The 15,522-nt window shown below is 72.1% G+C and carries 13 protein-coding genes; 9 read left to right on the forward strand and 4 right to left on the reverse strand.

What is annotated here, in order from left to right; all coding sequences use genetic code 11:
* Positions 1-151: 151 nt before the first annotated feature.
* Both meaB and ACF09C_RS17360 read right to left on the reverse strand, forming a co-directional pair.
* On the reverse strand, positions 152-1,108 hold the full coding sequence (gene meaB / locus ACF09C_RS17355; protein WP_392092286.1) for a methylmalonyl Co-A mutase-associated GTPase MeaB: 957 nt from the start codon (positions 1,106-1,108) through the stop codon (positions 152-154).
* 35 nt (positions 1,109-1,143) lie between these two features.
* Positions 1,144-2,340 carry an acetyl-CoA C-acetyltransferase gene (locus tag ACF09C_RS17360; RefSeq protein WP_392092287.1) on the reverse strand — a complete coding sequence of 399 codons (1,197 nt, stop codon included), beginning with the start codon at positions 2,338-2,340 and terminating at the stop codon, positions 1,144-1,146.
* A 137-nt stretch (positions 2,341-2,477) separates the two neighbouring features.
* Between ACF09C_RS17360 and mce the strand changes: the two genes are divergently transcribed.
* From mce to ACF09C_RS17395, 7 genes are all read left to right on the forward strand, one after another.
* Entirely contained in the window at positions 2,478-2,930 is a 453-nt protein-coding gene (gene mce / locus ACF09C_RS17365) for a methylmalonyl-CoA epimerase (protein ID WP_392092288.1), read from the forward strand.
* A gap of 213 nt (positions 2,931-3,143) precedes the next feature.
* Positions 3,144-7,424: a polarized growth protein Scy gene (scy, locus tag ACF09C_RS17370; protein WP_392092289.1), complete on the forward strand. Its 4,281-nt coding sequence runs from the start codon at positions 3,144-3,146 to the stop codon at positions 7,422-7,424.
* A gap of 114 nt (positions 7,425-7,538) precedes the next feature.
* On the forward strand, positions 7,539-8,477 hold the full coding sequence (locus tag ACF09C_RS17375; RefSeq protein WP_392092290.1) for a cellulose-binding protein: 939 nt from the start codon (positions 7,539-7,541) through the stop codon (positions 8,475-8,477).
* Positions 8,478-8,623: 146 nt separating this feature from the next.
* A complete protein-coding gene (locus tag ACF09C_RS17380) occupies positions 8,624-9,589 on the forward strand; it encodes an ABC transporter ATP-binding protein (protein ID WP_392092291.1) in 966 nt (321 codons plus the stop codon).
* A 3-nt stretch (positions 9,590-9,592) separates the two neighbouring features.
* Complete coding sequence (locus tag ACF09C_RS17385) at positions 9,593-10,372, forward strand: ABC transporter permease subunit (RefSeq protein WP_392092292.1); 780 nt, start codon at positions 9,593-9,595, stop codon at positions 10,370-10,372.
* Positions 10,373-10,504: 132 nt separating this feature from the next.
* Positions 10,505-11,638, forward strand: coding sequence for an ATP-binding cassette domain-containing protein (locus ACF09C_RS17390; protein ID WP_392092293.1), 1,134 nt, complete (start codon positions 10,505-10,507; stop codon positions 11,636-11,638).
* Positions 11,635-12,489 (forward strand): ABC transporter permease, encoded by an 855-nt coding sequence (locus tag ACF09C_RS17395; RefSeq protein ID WP_392092294.1) that lies wholly within the window; start codon positions 11,635-11,637, stop codon positions 12,487-12,489. The genes ACF09C_RS17390 and ACF09C_RS17395 overlap by 4 nt, the downstream gene beginning before the upstream one ends.
* Before the next feature lie 18 nt (positions 12,490-12,507).
* Here the strand turns inward: ACF09C_RS17395 and ACF09C_RS17400 are convergent, their stop codons facing one another.
* Entirely contained in the window at positions 12,508-12,834 is a 327-nt protein-coding gene (locus tag ACF09C_RS17400; protein WP_392092295.1) for an ATP/GTP-binding protein, read from the reverse strand.
* 197 nt (positions 12,835-13,031) lie between these two features.
* On the opposite strand from ACF09C_RS17400, the gene ACF09C_RS17405 reads away from it, so the two are divergent.
* Positions 13,032-14,066: an LLM class flavin-dependent oxidoreductase gene (locus tag ACF09C_RS17405; protein WP_392092296.1), complete on the forward strand. Its 1,035-nt coding sequence runs from the start codon at positions 13,032-13,034 to the stop codon at positions 14,064-14,066.
* A gap of 134 nt (positions 14,067-14,200) precedes the next feature.
* Here the strand turns inward: ACF09C_RS17405 and ACF09C_RS17410 are convergent, their stop codons facing one another.
* Complete coding sequence (locus ACF09C_RS17410) at positions 14,201-14,593, reverse strand: SCO5389 family protein (protein ID WP_017236120.1); 393 nt, start codon at positions 14,591-14,593, stop codon at positions 14,201-14,203.
* Positions 14,594-14,821: 228 nt separating this feature from the next.
* On the opposite strand from ACF09C_RS17410, the gene nucS reads away from it, so the two are divergent.
* A complete protein-coding gene (gene nucS, locus ACF09C_RS17415) occupies positions 14,822-15,493 on the forward strand; it encodes an endonuclease NucS (RefSeq protein ID WP_392092297.1) in 672 nt (223 codons plus the stop codon).
* The last annotated feature ends 29 nt before the right edge of the window (positions 15,494-15,522 follow it).

A 15,522-nucleotide genomic window follows, 5' to 3' on the forward strand; every position in this document is an offset into this window, starting at 1 on the left:
GGGCCGCCCCCCCCCCCCCCCCCCCCCCCGCCGCGCCGCCCCCCCCCCCCCCCCCCCCGCCGGCCCCCCCCGGGGGGGGGGCCCCCCCCCCCCCGGGGGGGGCCGGGGGGGCCCCCCCCCCCCCGGGGGCCCCCGTCCTTCGTTGCTCGCGTCAGGCGCGGGTCAGGTCCGCCACGAGCTGGTCGGCCGCCGCGTACGGATCCAGTTCGCCGGCCACGATGCGCTCCGCCAGGGCGTCCAGACGGCGGTCGCCGTGCAGGTCGCCGATGCGCTCGCGCAGCGCCGTGACCGCGATCGTCTCGACCTCGCGCGCCGAGCGCGCCCGGCGGCGCTCGGCCAGGACGCCGTGCTCCTCCATCCACGCCCGGTGCTTCTCCAGCGCCTCGACGACCTCGTCGATGCCCTCGCCGCGCGCCGCGACCGTCTTCACGATCGGCGGCCGCCAGTCGCCGGGACCACGCGCCTCGCCCAGGCCCAGCATGTGGTTCAGCTCGCGGGCCGTCGCGTCCGCGCCGTCCCGGTCCGCCTTGTTCACCACGTACAGGTCGCCGATCTCCAGGATGCCCGCCTTCGCGGCCTGGATCCCGTCGCCCATGCCGGGCGCGAGGAGCACCACCGACGTGTCGGCCTGGGAGGCGATCTCCACCTCCGACTGACCGACTCCGACGGTCTCCACGAGGATCACGTCGCAGCCCGCCGCGTCCAGGACGCGGATCGCCTGCGGCGCCGACCAGGCGAGCCCGCCCAGGTGCCCGCGGGTGGCCATCGAGCGGATGTAGACGCCCGGGTCCGAGGCGTGCTCCGACATCCGGACCCGGTCACCGAGCAGCGCTCCCCCGCTGAACGGGGAGGAGGGGTCGACCGCGAGCACGCCGACCCGCTTGCCCGCCCGCCGGTAGGCCGCGACCAGCGCCGACGTCGAAGTGGACTTGCCCACGCCGGGCGAACCCGTCAGGCCCACCACGTACGCGCCGCCCGTCAGCGGGGCCAGCGCCGCCATCACCTCGCGCAGTTGCGGGGACGCCCCCTCCACGAGCGAGATCAGCCGGGCCACCGCACGCGGCCGGCCCTCCCGTGCCTGGGCGACCAGTTCGGGGACGTCCACCATGTGCCGTAACTCCTTACTCGCCGGAACGCGTGTGCCTACGGAACGCGGATGATCAGAGCGTCGCCCTGACCGCCGCCGCCGCACAGCGCCGCCACGCCGGTCCCGCCGCCGCGCCGCTTCAGCTCCAGCGCCAGGTGCAGCACCACACGGGCGCCGGACATGCCGATGGGGTGGCCGAGCGCGATCGCACCGCCGTTGACGTTCACCTTTTCCGGGGTCACGCCGAGGTCCTTCATTGACTGCACGGCGACCGCGGCGAACGCCTCGTTGATCTCGATCAGGTCGAGGTCCTCGACGCCCAGGCCCGCCTTCTTCAGGGCGTGCTGGATCGCGTTGGAGGGCTGCGACTGCAGCGAGTTGTCCGGTCCCGCCACGTTGCCGTGGGCGCCGATCTCGGCGATCCACTCCAGGCCCAGCTCCTCGGCCTTCGCCTTGCTCATCACGACGACGGCGGCGGCGCCGTCGGAGATCTGCGAGGAGGTGCCGGCGGTGATGGTGCCGTCCTTGGCGAAGGCCGGACGGAGCTTGCCGAGCGACTCGACGGTGGTCTCCGGGCGGATGCCCTCGTCCTTCGAGAAGACGACCGGGTCGCCCTTGCGCTGCGGGATCTCGACCGGGGTGATCTCGGCCTCGAAGACGCCGTTCTTCTGCGCGGCGGCGGCCCGCTGGTGCGAGAGCGCGGCGATCTCGTCCTGCTCGGGGCGCTGGATGCCCAGGCGGGTGTTGTGCTTCTCGGTCGACTCGCCCATGGCGATCTTCTCGAAGGGGTCGGTCAGACCGTCGTACGCCATCGCGTCGAGCATCTCGATCGCGCCGTACTTGAAGCCCTCGCGGGACTTCGGCAGGACGTGCGGGGCGTTGGTCATCGACTCCTGGCCACCGGCGACGACGACGTCGAACTCGCCCGCGCGGATCAGCTGGTCGGCCAGCGCGATGGCGTCGAGACCGGACAGGCAGACCTTGTTGATGGTCAGCGCCGGCACGTTCATCGGGATGCCGGCCTTGACCGCCGCCTGACGCGCCGGGATCTGACCGGCGCCCGCCTGGAGCACCTGGCCCATGATCACGTACTGCACCTGGTCGCCGCCGATGCCGGCCCGGTCGAGCGCGGCCTTGATGGCGAAGCCGCCCAGGTCGGCGCCGGAGAAGGAGGAGAGGGAGCCGAGCAGGCGGCCCATGGGCGTGCGGGCGCCCGCGACGATCACTGAGGTGGTACCGGTCGTTCCAGACATGAGGCACGGCCCCTAGGGATGAGGAGTGAACGAGGGTTTACCTTCAATGTACTGAGCGGTCACGCACACGGTCACCGGCCAGTCGGTGTGACGGCGCGCACGTTGCGTAACCAACCCCGTGGCGCTGCACTGGAGGAATGCTGACGCGAATCGACCACATCGGGATCGCCTGCTTCGACCTCGACAAGACCATCGAGTTCTACCGCGCGACCTACGGTTTCGAGGTGTTCCACTCCGAGGAGAACGAGGAGCAGGGCGTCCGCGAGGCCATGCTCAAGATCAACGACACCTCCGACGGCGGCGCCTCGTACCTCCAGCTCCTGGAGCCCACCCGGGAGGACTCCGCGGTGGGCAAATGGCTGGCCAAGAACGGTGAGGGCGTGCACCACATCGCCTTCGGCACCGCCGATGTCGACGGCGACGCCGAGGCCATCGGCTCCAAGGGCATCCGGGTCCTCTACGACGAGCCCAGGATCGGCTCCATGGGCTCCCGCATCACCTTCCTGCACCCCAAGGACTGCCACGGCGTCCTGACCGAACTGGTCACCTCCGCCGAGCCGTCGGACGACCACTCCTCAGCGGAGCACTGACCTCCGGATTCCTGGCCCGGTAGAGTGGGCGACTCCGGGCCGGGGCCGGTCGGGGCCGCATGCCATGCGGCGTCGAAGTCGGGGTATCCGATCTGCCACGATTCCCGGGGGGCCGTTCTCCGGTGAACGGTGCTCGTTGGAGTGTTGCGACCAGGGTTGGGGTCCTCCCCTGCTCGACCGGGTCGAGAGCTCGGGGAAGGATGGGACCGCGCAGTGCGGGGCTACGAACGCCAGGAGAGCCACCGAGCTGAAGACGACCATCTCTCGCGGTTCGAAGCCGAGATGGACCGGCTGAAGACCGAGCGGGAGAAGGCCGTCCAGCACGCCGAGGACCTCGGTTACCAGGTCGAGGTGTTGCGCGCCAAGCTCCACGAGGCGCGCCGCACCATCGCGTCCCGTCCCGCGTACGACAGCGCGGACATCGGCTACCAGGCCGAGCAGATGCTGCGCAACGCGCAGGTCCAGGCCGACCAGCTGCGCCAGGACGCCGAGCGCGAGCTGCGCGACGCCCGCGCCCAGACCCAGCGCATCCTGCAGGAGCACGCCGAGCACCAGGCCCGGCTCCAGGCCGAGCTGCACGCGGAGGCCGTCCAGCGCCGGCAGCGCCTCGACCAGGAGCTCGCCGAGCGCCGGCAGACCGTCGAGGCACACGTCAACGAGAACGTGGCCTGGGCCGAGCAGCTGCGCGCCCGCACCGAGTCGCAGGCCCGCCGCCTCATGGAGGAGTCCCGCGCCGAGGCCGAGCAGTCGCTCGCCGGCGCCCGCGCCGAGGCCACCCGGCTCGCCGAGGAGACCCGCCACCGGGTGGGCACCGAGGCAGAGGCGGCCCGTGCCGAGGCCGAAGCGATTCTGCTGCGCGCCCGCAAGGACGCCGAGCGGCTCCTGAACGCCGCGTCCACGCAGGCCCAGGAGGCCACCAGCCACGCCGAGCAGCTGCGTTCCTCCACCACCGCCGAGACCGAGCAGGCCCGTCAGCAGGCCGCCGAGCTGTCCCGCGCCGCCGAGCAGCGGATGCAGGAGGCCGAGGCCCGGCTCCGCGAGGCCCGCGCGGAGGCCGAGAAGGCGCTCACCGAGGCCAAGGAGGCGGCGGCCAAGCAGCTGTCGTCCGCGGAGTCCGTCAACGAGCAGCGCACCCGTACGGCGAAGGCGGAGATCGCCCGGCTCGTCTCCGAGGCGACCAAGGAGGCCGAGACCCTCAAGGGGGCGGCCGAGGAGAAGCTCCGCGAGGCCACCGCCGCGGCCGAGAAGGTGCTCTCGGAGGCGTCCGACAAGGCCCGTACGGTCGCGGCCGAGGACTCCGCCGCCGCGCTCGCCAAGGCCGCGCGGACCGCCGAGGAGGTCCTGACCAAGGCCTCCGAGGACGCCCAGGAGACCACCCGCAAGGCCTCCGAGGAGGCCGAGCGGATCCGCCGCGAGGCCGAGACCGAGGCCGACCGGACGCGGACGCAGGCCGAGGAGCAGGCCGACGAGCTGCTCGGTTCGGCCAAGGACGACACCAAGGAGTACCGCGCCAAGACCGTCGAGCTCCAGGAGGAGGCGCGCCGGCTGCGCGGCGAGGCCGAGGGGCTGCGGGCCGAGGCGATCGCCGAGGGCGAGAAGATCCGCGGCGAGGCCCGGCGCGAGGCCGTCGGCCAGATCGAGGAGGCGGCCGGCGCCGCCGAGGAGCTGCTGACCAAGGCCCGTACGGACGCCGAGGAGATGCGCGCGAGCGCGGGCGCCGAGGGCGAGCGGGTGCGGGCCGAGGCGATGGAGCGCGCGCAGACGCTGCGTACGCAGGCCGAGGAGACCCTGGAGCGCACCCGCGCCGAGGCCGAGCGGATGCGGACGGAGGCCGAGGAGCAGGCCGACTCCGTCAAGGAGGCGGCCGAGCGCGCCGCGACCGAGCTGCGCGAGGAGGCCGAGCGGGCCGCCGCCGCCCGCCGCGAGGAGGCGGCCGAGGAGCTCACCCGGCTGCACACCGAGGCCGAGACCCGGGTGGAATCCGCCGAGCAGGCGCTGACCGACGCCCGCGCCGAGAGCGAGCGGCTGCGCCGCGAGGCCGCCGAGGAGACCGACCGGCTCCGCACCGAGGCCGCCGAGCGCATCCGTACGCTCCAGGCGCAGGCCGAGCAGGAGGCCGAGCGGCTGCGCACGGAGGCGGCGTCGGACGCGTCGGCCTCGCGCGCCGAGGCGGAGGCCGTGGCCGTACGGCTGCGTACGGAGGCGTCGACGGAGGCCGAGCGGCTGAAGTCGGAGGCCCAGGAGACCGCCGACCGCGTGCGGGCCGAGGCCGCGGCCGCCGCCGAGCGGGTGGCCACCGAGGCCGCCGAGGCGCTGGCCGCCGCGCAGGAGGAGGCCAACCGGCGGCGCCGGGAGGCCGAGGAGACGCTGGAGTCGGCCCGTTCCGAGGCCGACCGTGAGCGCGAGCACGCCCGCGAGCAGTCCGAGGAGCTGCTCGCCTCCGCCCGCAGGCGGGTGGAGGAGGCGCAGACCGAGGCGCAGCGCCTGGTCGAGGAGGCGGACCGGCGGGCGACCGAGATGGTCTCCGCAGCCGAGCAGACCGCCAAGGAGGTCCGCGACGCCGTGGCCGGCCTGCACGAGCAGGCCGAGGAGGAGATCTCCGGGCTGCGCAGCGCGGCCGAGCACGCGGCGGAGCGCACCCGCACCGAGGCGCAGGAGGAGGCGGACCGGGTCCGCGCCGACGCGTACGAGGAGCGGGAGCGGGCGACCGAGGACGCGAACCGGGTCAGGGCGCGCGCCCAGGAGGAGACCGAGGCCGCGAAGTCGCTGGCCGAGCGGACGGTCGCGGACGCGCTCGCCGAGTCGGAGAAGCTGCGCGCGGACACCGCCGAGTACGCCCAGCGGGTACGGACGGAGGCGTCGGACGCGCTCGGCTCGGCCGAGCAGGACGCGGCCCGTACGCGTGCCGACGCCCGCGAGGACGCCAACCGGATCCGTTCCGAGGCGGCCGCCGAGTCCGAGCGGCTCACCGCCGAGGCGGAGGAGCTGGTCACGCTCGCCCGCACGGAGGGCGAGCAGATCCTGGACGAGGCCCGCAAGTCGGCCGACAAGCGGCGCGCGGACGCCGCCGAGCAGGCGGACACCCTCATCACGGAGGCCTCGGGCGAGGCCGAGCGGCTCACCACCGAGGCGGAGGCGCTGCGTGCCGAGGGCGAGCAGCTGAGGACGGACGGCGAGGCGCACGCCCAGGCGCTGCGGGTCGCCGCGCTCGCCGACGCCGAGCGGGTCCTCGACGACGCGCGCAAGGCCGCCGACAAGCGGCGTTCGGACGCCGCCGAGCAGGCCGACGCGATCACCGCGGAGGCGGTGGCGCTCCTGGAGTCCACCGAGCAGGACGCGCAGCGGCTGCGCGCCGAGGCCGAGCAGGTCAAGGCGGCGGGCGAGGCCGAGGCGGAGGCCCTGCGGGCCGCCGCCCGCGCGGACGGCGAGCAGGTCCTCGACGAGGCCCGCAAGGCCGCCGACAAGCGGCGCGCGGACGCGGCCGAGCAGGCGGACTCGCTGATCACGGAGGCCGCCGGCGAGGCGGAGCGGATCACCGGCGAGGCCGGCGACGAGGCGGAGCGGCTGCGCGCCGAGGGCGCGGAGAACGTGCTCCAGGCCCAGCAGGCCGCCGAGCGGATCCGGGCGGAGGCCGAGCGGGTCAAGGCGGACGCCGAGGCGGCCGCCGAGCAGATGCGCTCCGAGGCCCGCGAGGAGGCCGACCGTACGCTCGACGAGGCGCGCGAGGCCGGTGCCAAGCGCCGCTCGGACGCGGCCGAGCAGGCCGACCAGCTGATGGCGAAGGCCCAGGAGGAGGCGCTGCGCGCCACCACCGAGGCCGAGTCGCAGGCCGACACGATGGTCGGCGCGGCCCGCAAGGAGGCCGACCGGATCGTGGCCGAGGCGACCGTCGAGGGCAACTCGCTGGTGGAGAAGGCCCGTACGGACGCGGACGAGCTCCTGGTGGGCGCGCGCAGCGACGCGACGGCCATAAGGGAGCGGGCGGAGGAGCTGCGGGCCCGGATCGAGGGCGAGATCGAGGAGCTGCACGAGCGGGCGCGGCGCGAGACGGCCGAGCAGATGAAGACGGCCGGCGAGCGGGTCGACAAGCTGGTGAAGGCCGCCGAGGAGCAGTCGGCCGAGGCCGCGGAGAAGGCCAAGGAGCTGCTCTCCGACGCGAGTTCGGAGGCGAGCAAGGTCCGGATCGCCGCGGTGAAGAAGGCCGAGGCGCTTCTGAAGGAGGCCGAGCAGAAGAAGGCCTCGCTGGTCGCGGAGGCGGAGAAGGTCAGGTCGGAGGCCGAGCAGGAGGCCGAGACGATGATCTCCGAGGGCAAGCGCGAGCTGGATGTGCTGGTGCGCCGTCGCGAGGACATCAACGCCGAGATCTCCCGTGTCCAGGACGTCCTCGAAGCGTTGGAGTCTTTCGAGGCGCCGACCGCTGGCACGAAGGATGGCGTGAAGGCGGGTGTTCCGGCGGGGGCAACACGTTCGAGTGGCAAGTCGTCAGACGGCTAGCCACTCAAAAGGCTGGACATTCTCCATATCAAACGGGCATCCGCTCGATGACACGCCGCTTCGGCCCCTAGGATTCCCCCTAACACCTCACCGGTCTCATTCGACAGGAACCCCATGAGCGACACTTCCTCCCCCTTCGGCTTCGAGCTCGTGCGGCGTGGTTACGACCGCGGTCAGGTGGACGACCGCATTACCAAGCTCGTCGCCGACCGTGACAGTGCTCTAGGACGCATCACCTCTCTGGAAAAGCGCATCGAGGAGCTCCACCTCGAGACGCAGAACGCCCAGGCCCAGGTCACCGACGCCGAGCCGTCGTACGCCGGCCTCGGCGCGCGTGTCGAGAAGATCCTCCGCCTCGCCGAGGAGGAGGCGAAGGACCTGCGCGAGGAGGCCCGTCGCGCCGCCGAGCAGCACCGCGAGCTGGCCGAGTCGGCCGCCCAGCAGGTGCGCAACGACGCCGAGTCGTTCTCCGCGGAGCGCAAGGCGAAGGCCGAGGACGAGGGCGTCCGGATCGTCGAGAAGGCGCAGGGCGAGGCCAACTCGCTGCGTGCCGAGGCGCAGAAGGACGCGCAGTCCAAGCGCGAGGAGGCGGACGCCCTCTTCGAGGAGACCCGCGCCAAGGCCGCCCAGGCCGCCGCGGACTTCGAGACCAACCTGGCCAAGCGCCGGGAGCAGTCGGAGCGCGACCTGGCCTCGCGTCAGGCCAAGGCCGAGAAGCGCCTCGCCGAGATCGAGCACCGCGCCGAGCAGCTCCGTCTGGAGGCCGAGAAGCTGCGTACGGACGCGGAGCGCCGGGCGCGTCAGACGGTGGAGACCGCGCAGCGCCAGGCCGAGGACATCGTGGCCGACGCGAACGCCAAGGCCGACCGGATCCGCTCGGAATCGGAGCGCGAGCTCGCGGCGCTGACGAACCGCCGCGACTCGATCAACGCCCAGCTGACCAACGTCCGCGAGATGCTGGCCACGCTGACCGGTGCCGCCGTGGCGGCCGCCGGCTCGCCGATCGACGACGAGCCCGCCACCCGTGGTGTCCCGGCCCAGCAGACCCGCTGAGCCGCGCTGAGCAGACTCTGACGGTCCGCCGGGCGGGCGGGCTCGCACCCCCGTGACGAGCCCGCCCGGTGACGCGCCGGAGAAGTGCCCGAAAACCCTCTGTCATTCCGGTGGCGGAGGGTTTTTCGCGCCCGTAGGTTGTACGCATGATCGAGCTCGAGGGCCTGACGAAACGGTTCGGATCGAAGATCGCGGTCGACCATCTCTCCTTCCAGGTGCGTCCCGGCGTGGTGACCGGCTTCCTGGGGCCCAACGGCGCGGGCAAGTCGACGACCATGCGGATGATGCTCGATCTGGACAACCCGACGAGCGGAACGGTCCGGATCGACGGCAAGCACTACCGGGAGCTCCAGGAGCCGCTGAAGTACATCGGGGCGCTCCTGGACGCGAAGGCGATGCACGGCGGCCGGTCGGCGTACAACAATCTGCTCTGCCTCGCGCAGTCGAACCGTATTCCGGCGAGCCGGGTCGGTGAGGTCCTCGACCTGGTCGGGCTGACCTCGGTGGCGAAGAAGAAGTCGAAGGGCTTCTCGCTCGGCATGGGCCAGCGGCTCGGAATCGCGTCGGCGCTGCTCGGTGATCCCGAGATCCTGATGTTCGACGAACCCGTCAATGGTCTGGACCCCGAGGGAATTCACTGGATCCGCAATCTGATGAAGGCGCTCGCCGCCGAGGGCCGGACGATCTTCGTTTCCAGTCATCTGATGAGCGAAATGGCCCTGACGGCCGATCATCTCATCGTCATCGGGCAGGGAAAGCTGCTGGCCGACACGTCGATGGCGGATTTCATCCACCAGAATTCGCGGAGTTACGTACGGCTGCGCTCGCCGCAGCAGGAGCGGCTGCGGGACGTCCTGCGCGAGGCCGGCTTCACGCCCGTCGAGGCGGGCAACGGCACGCTGGAGGTGGACGGCGCGACGACCGAGAAGCTCGGTGAGCTGGCGGCCGAGCACCGGCTCGTCCTGCACGAGCTGAGCGCGCAGCGCGCCTCCCTCGAAGAGGCGTTCATGCAGATGACGGCCGGCGCGGTGGAGTACCACGCGCACGGCACGGACGTACACGCGGCGGACGCGCCGGGCCCCCGCTGGGGCGAGACCACCAAGGGAGCCTGAACGATGGCAGCGGTTTCGGCGGTCCTCCAGTCGGAGTGGACCAAGATCCGGACGGTCTCGTCGACGGTCTGGACCCTGGCGAGCGCGCTGCTGGTGACGGTGGCGATGGGCGCCGCCATCTCGGCGCTGGTGAAGGCGACCTTCAGCGATCTGAACGAGGCCGAGCAGGCGACCTTCGACCCGACCTTCGTCAGCTTCTCCGGGATGGTCCTCGGCCAGCTGGCGATGGTGGTCTTCGGCGTCCTCGTGGTCGGCACCGAGTACAGCTCGGGCATGATCCGCACCTCGCTCGCCGCCGTCCCGCAGCGGGCGACCTTCCTCTTCTCCAAGATCGCGGTGGCCGGGGCGCTCGCGCTCGGCGTCGGTCTGGTGACCAGCTTCCTGTCGTTCTTCCTCGGGCAGGGCCTCCTCGGCGAGCACCGGACGACCCTGGGCGCGGACAACGTGCTGCGCGCCGTGGTCGGCGCCGGGCTCTACATGGGCCTGATCGCGCTCTTCTCGATGGGCGTGGCGACGATGCTGCGCTCGTCGATCCTGTCGCTCGGCATCCTGGTGCCGTTCCTCCTCCTGGTCTCGAACATCCTCTCGGCGGTCCCGAAGGCCAAGGAGGTCGCCCAGTACTTCCCCGACCAGGCGGGCTCCAAGATCATGCAGGTCGTTCCCGACGCCCTGAACACGGAGGAGGCGCCGTACGGCCCCTGGGGCGGCCTGGGGATCATGGTGCTCTGGGTGGCGGCCGCGTTGCTCGGCGGCTATCTGGTCATGAAGAAGCGGGACGCGTAGCACGGCACGGTCTCTTGGTCACGATTTCGACTTGGCCGGAACCGTCAACCCCTGGATAAGCTCCTAGCTCATACGGGGGCCCCGGCCGTCGGCCACGGCCCCGACGACCTGACCTGTCGATGGGGCTGGAGAATGATCGAGGCAGTCGGCCTGACGAAGCGCTACGGCGCCAAGACAGCCGTGTACAACCTTTCCTTCCAGGTGCGGCCGGGGACCGTCACCGGCTTCCTCGGCCCCAACGGCTCCGGCAAGTCGACCACGATGCGCATGATCCTCGGGCTCGACCGGCCCACCTCGGGGCATGTCACGATCGGCGGCCACCCCTTCCGGCAGCTGCCGAACGCGCCCCGCCAGGTCGGCGCGCTGCTCGACGCCAAGGCCGTGCACGGCGGCCGGAGCGCCCGCAACCATCTGCTGTCGCTCGCGCAGCTCGCCGGCATCCCGGCGCAGCGCGTCGACGAGGTGCTCGGGGTCGTCGGCCTCCAGGACGTCGCCAAGCGGCGCTCGAAGGGCTTCTCGCTGGGCATGGGGCAGCGGCTCGGCATCGCCGCGGCGCTGCTCGGCGACCCGCAGGTGCTGCTCTTCGACGAGCCGGTCAACGGCCTCGACCCGGAGGGCATCCTCTGGGTCCGCAACCTCATGAAGAAGCTGGCCGCCGAGGGCCGGACCGTCTTCGTCTCCAGCCACCTCATGAGCGAGATGGCGCTGACCGCCGACCACCTCATCGTGATCGGCCGCGGCCAGCTGATGGCGGACATGAGCGTCAAGGACTTCATCTCGGCGAACTCCGCCGACTTCGCCCGGGTCCGCACCCCGCAGGCGGAGCCGCAGCAGCGGGAGAAGCTGACGGCGACGCTGATCGAGGCCGGCGGGCGGGTGATGTCCGAGCCGGACGGCGCGCTGCGGGTGACCGGTCTGCCGCTGCCCCGGATCAGCGACCTGGCGCACGACGCGGACGTCCGGCTCTGGGAGCTCTCCCCGCACCAGGCCTCGCTGGAGGAGGCGTACATGCGGATGACGCAGGGCGCCGTGGACTACCGCTCCACCGACGACCAGCTGGCCCACCTCCAGCAGCCGCAGCCGCCGCACCACTTCCAGCAGCAGGCCCAGCCGGTGGTGCCGGACGTGCCGCAGCAGGGCTGGTACGCACCGCCGCCGCCCGGCCAGAACCCGTACGCGACGCAGGGCGAGCCCGCTCCGAACGCCGCGCCCGCAGCGCCCGCCCAGCCCACCGGTGACGCCAAGAACGCCGAGGACGCCCGATGACCGCCCCCACCCCCTCCCCCGCGCCGGCTCCGGCCCCGGTTCCCGCGCCGTACGCGTACGTCTCCCCCATCCCGGTGCGCAAGGCGCACCTCGGGGACGCGCTGGCCTCGGAGTGGACGAAGATCCGTTCCCTGCGCTCCACGATGTGGACGCTGGGTGTGATGGTGCTGCTGATGCTGGTCATCGGCCTCGGCGTGGCCGCGGTCGTGTCCAACGCCGACGTGCCGGCCGATCAGGAGTCGGCGCTGGCGCTCGGCTTCTTCGGCGTGCTCCTCGGCTCGATCTGCGTGATCACGCTCGGCGTGCTGACGATCGCCTCCGAGTACGGCACCGGCATGATCCGTACGACCCTGACGGCCTGCCCGACCCGCGGCCGGGTCCTGGGGGCCAAGGCCGTCGTCTTCTTCCTGCTCGTCTTCACGATCACCACGGTCACGGCGGCGGTGGTGGGCGCGGTGCAGGTGGCGATGGTGCCCGGGGCCGCCGAGCCCACCTCGGCCGAGTGGCTGCGGGCGACGGTCGGTGTCGGCCTGTTCCTGGCGCTGCTCGGCCTGCTCTCGCTGGCCATCGGCGCGATCATCCGGCACTCGGCGGGCGCGATCACGATCATGATCGGGGTGCTGCTGCTGCCGCTGGTGGCGGCCATGTTCATGTTCTCGGAGTCGCTCGCCAAGGTCCAGGAGTTCCTGCTCGACTACGCGGTCCCGAGCCAGCTCATCGCGCTCTACGCGGGCAAGTCGACGATCGGCCAGTCCGGCCCCTCGGGCTGGGACCCGGTCTGGATCATGGCGGTCGTCACGGCCGCCGTGATGGGCGGCGCGTACGCCCTGCTGAACAGCCGGGACGTCTGAGACGTCGGCCGACGGGCCCTAGTACTTCGGCGCGTTACGGGACCGCTGCACCCTGGAGGTGCGGCGGTCCTTCGCGTTCCAGCAGGCCTTGTGCCAGTGGCGGCGGTCGTCGACGCCGCCGTACTCGGGCCAGGCCACCACGTGCGGGGCGCCGCCCGGGATCTCCTGGTCGCAGCCCGGGCAGCGGTAGCGCTTGCCGGGTGCGCTGGCGCCGGCCACGTGCCGGACGAACCACTCCTCGCCCTGCCAGCTCTCGCTGCGCTGCGCTCCGCCGTACCGGTCGCCGGATTCAGCCTGATGCTCGGGCTTCTCGCCGCCCTGCGGGCGGTTGCGACGCGGGGACACCTGATCACCTCACGGGTCCGGGGACACAGAACGTTCTCTCCAGCCTACGGGCCGCGACGGAGTGACCTTCCCACCCGCCAAGCCGAATCAGCGGAAAATCGCAACAACTTCATCGGAGGCCGTGCCTTTGGCACGTGTCAGACGTTGTTGCCAGTACGAGGGGGAGAACCGCGTCGGCCGCAAGGAGGCAGAAGGCGATGCGCGTGGGTACGTTTGTGCTGGCCGCCCAGTTCCCTGGGCAGGGCCAGGGCGAGGCACTGCACCGGGCGGTACGGACCGCCGAAGTGGCCGAGGAGGCGGGGCTCGACTCCGTCTGGCTCGCCGAACACCACTTCGTCCCGTACGGAGTCTGTCCGTCGGCCGTGACCCTGGCGGGGGTCCTGCTGGGCCGGACCCGCCGGCTGCGGGTCGGCACGGCCGTCAGCGTCCTGCCGACGGTCCATCCGGTCGCCCTGGGCGAGCAGGCCGCCCTGCTCCATCTGCTCTCCGGCGGCCGCTTCACGCTCGGCGTGGGCAGGGGCGGTCCGTGGATCGACCTGGAAGTGTTCGGCGCGGGCCTGGAGGCGTACGACAAGGGCTTCCCCGAATCCCTCGACCTGCTGCTGCGCTGGCTCACCGAGCCCCGGGTCTCCGCCGAGGGAGAACGATTCGCCTTCCGCGAGGTGGCCGTCGTCCCCCGCCCGGGCGAGCTGATCGGCGGGGACGCCTCGCCCGAGGTGGTCGTCGCCTGCACCTCCCCCAAGAGCGTCGAACTGGCCGCCCGGCGCGGGCTGCCGATGCTGCTGGGGATGCACTGCGGCGACGAGGAGAAGGCCGAGATGGTGGCCGCGTGGGAACGTTTCTCCCGGGACGCGGGCCGCACTCCGGACGAGATCGCGCGGATCGGCGCGCACCATGTCTCGGCGGGCGTCGCCCAGCTCGCCGACGGTACGCGCGAGGCGGCCGAGGCGCTCGTGAAGGCGATGCCCGGCTGGCTGAAGCAGGGGCTGGACGCGCATGTGACCGTGGACGGCAGGCACCGCGCGATGCGGGACCCCGTCGCGTACACCGAGTTGCTGTGCGGGCTGCACCCCGTGGGCACGCCACGGCTCGCGGCGGACCGGCTCGCGGCGACCTCGGAGCGCACCGGCATCACGCGCTTCGCGCTGCTCGCCGAAGGCACCGGCGACCTCGCGGCCACCGAGGAGAACGTACGACGGCTCGGCGCCGAGGTACTCCCCCAGCTGGTCTGAGTCCGGGGGCAGGGGTGCGACGTCATGGGCGGACAGGCCGCGGTCGCGCTGGGGCTCGGGGCGATGCCGCCGCTCCGGCACCTCTCGCATCGTTCACGTCTCCCGCGATGCGGAGCGGCGGCACCCGCCGTGCCTCAGCAGTCCCGCAGCTCCGGCGACTGGTTGAGCAGCTGACCCCGTACGGAGGTGAAGCGGGCGAGCCGCTCGTCGACCGCCGGGTCGAGCGGGAACACCGCGACGCGGTGGCAGTTCTGGAAGGCCAGACGCACCCCGAAGTGCCGCTGCAGCGCACCACGGATGGCATCACTCGCGAGTGCACGCAACAGCTGACCACGTGCCTGCTCGTTCGGCGGCGGCGTCTGGTTGTCGGCGAACTCGCCGCCGTCGACCTTCAGCTGAGCCACCAGAGAACTGATCATCTCCCATGCGTAGGGCAGGGAGGTCCGGACGCAGTCGACGAAGTCGGCTTCGTCGACCTCGCCTCGCTCGGCCTGTTCCAACAGCGCCGGTGAGACGTCGAGCGACATGGGTTCTCCTCTCGCGACCCCGACGGGCGGGGTCTTACGGGCAGGGATGAAGGACCCCCGTGCGACACGCTGCGTGCACGGACGGCGACCTCCTGCTTCCACGGTAAGCGCGCAGTCCGAAGCACACCAGGAGATTGGGAACACAACCGGCCAATAAGTGACCCTGGTCCAGCGGGCGTTAAGAGCCGAATCGCGCGGAAGAGCGTCCGTCTTGTAGCGTTGCCGACCATGCGTCTCGTCATCGCCCGCTGTTCCGTGGACTACGCGGGCCGGCTCACGGCCCACCTGCCCTCCGCTCCCCGTCTGATCCTGGTCAAGGCAGACGGCAGCGTCTCCATCCACGCGGACGACCGGGCGTACAAACCGCTCAACTGGATGTCGCCGCCGTGCACCCTCAAGGAGGGTGCCGACGGCGAGGCCGGCATCTGGACCGTGGTGAACAAAGCGGGCGAGAAACTGATCATCACGATGGAGGAGGTCCTCCACGACTCCTCGCACGAGCTGGGCGTGGACCCGGGCCTCATCAAGGACGGCGTGGAAGCGCACCTCCAGGAGCTGCTCGCGGACCGCATCGAGACCCTCGGCGAGGGCCACACGCTGATCCGCCGCGAGTACCCGACCGCGATCGGCCCGGTGGACATCCTGTGCCGGGACGCCGACGGGGCGACGGTGGCGGTGGAGATCAAGCGGCGCGGCGAGATCGACGGCGTGGAGCAGCTGACCCGCTATCTGGAGCTGCTCAACCGCGACCCGCACCTCGCGCCGGTGAAGGGCGTCTTCGCGGCGCAGGAGATCAAGCCCCAGGCGCGGGTCCTCGCGACGGACCGCGGGATCGACTGCGTGGTGCTCGACTACGACGCCCTGCGCGGCATCGAGGACGACAAGCTGCGGCTGTTCTGACCCTTCGTACGGACGTACACGTACGGCCC

Source organism: Streptomyces sp. NPDC014870 (assembly GCF_043081505.1).
GTDB lineage: Bacteria > Actinomycetota > Actinomycetes > Streptomycetales > Streptomycetaceae > Streptomyces.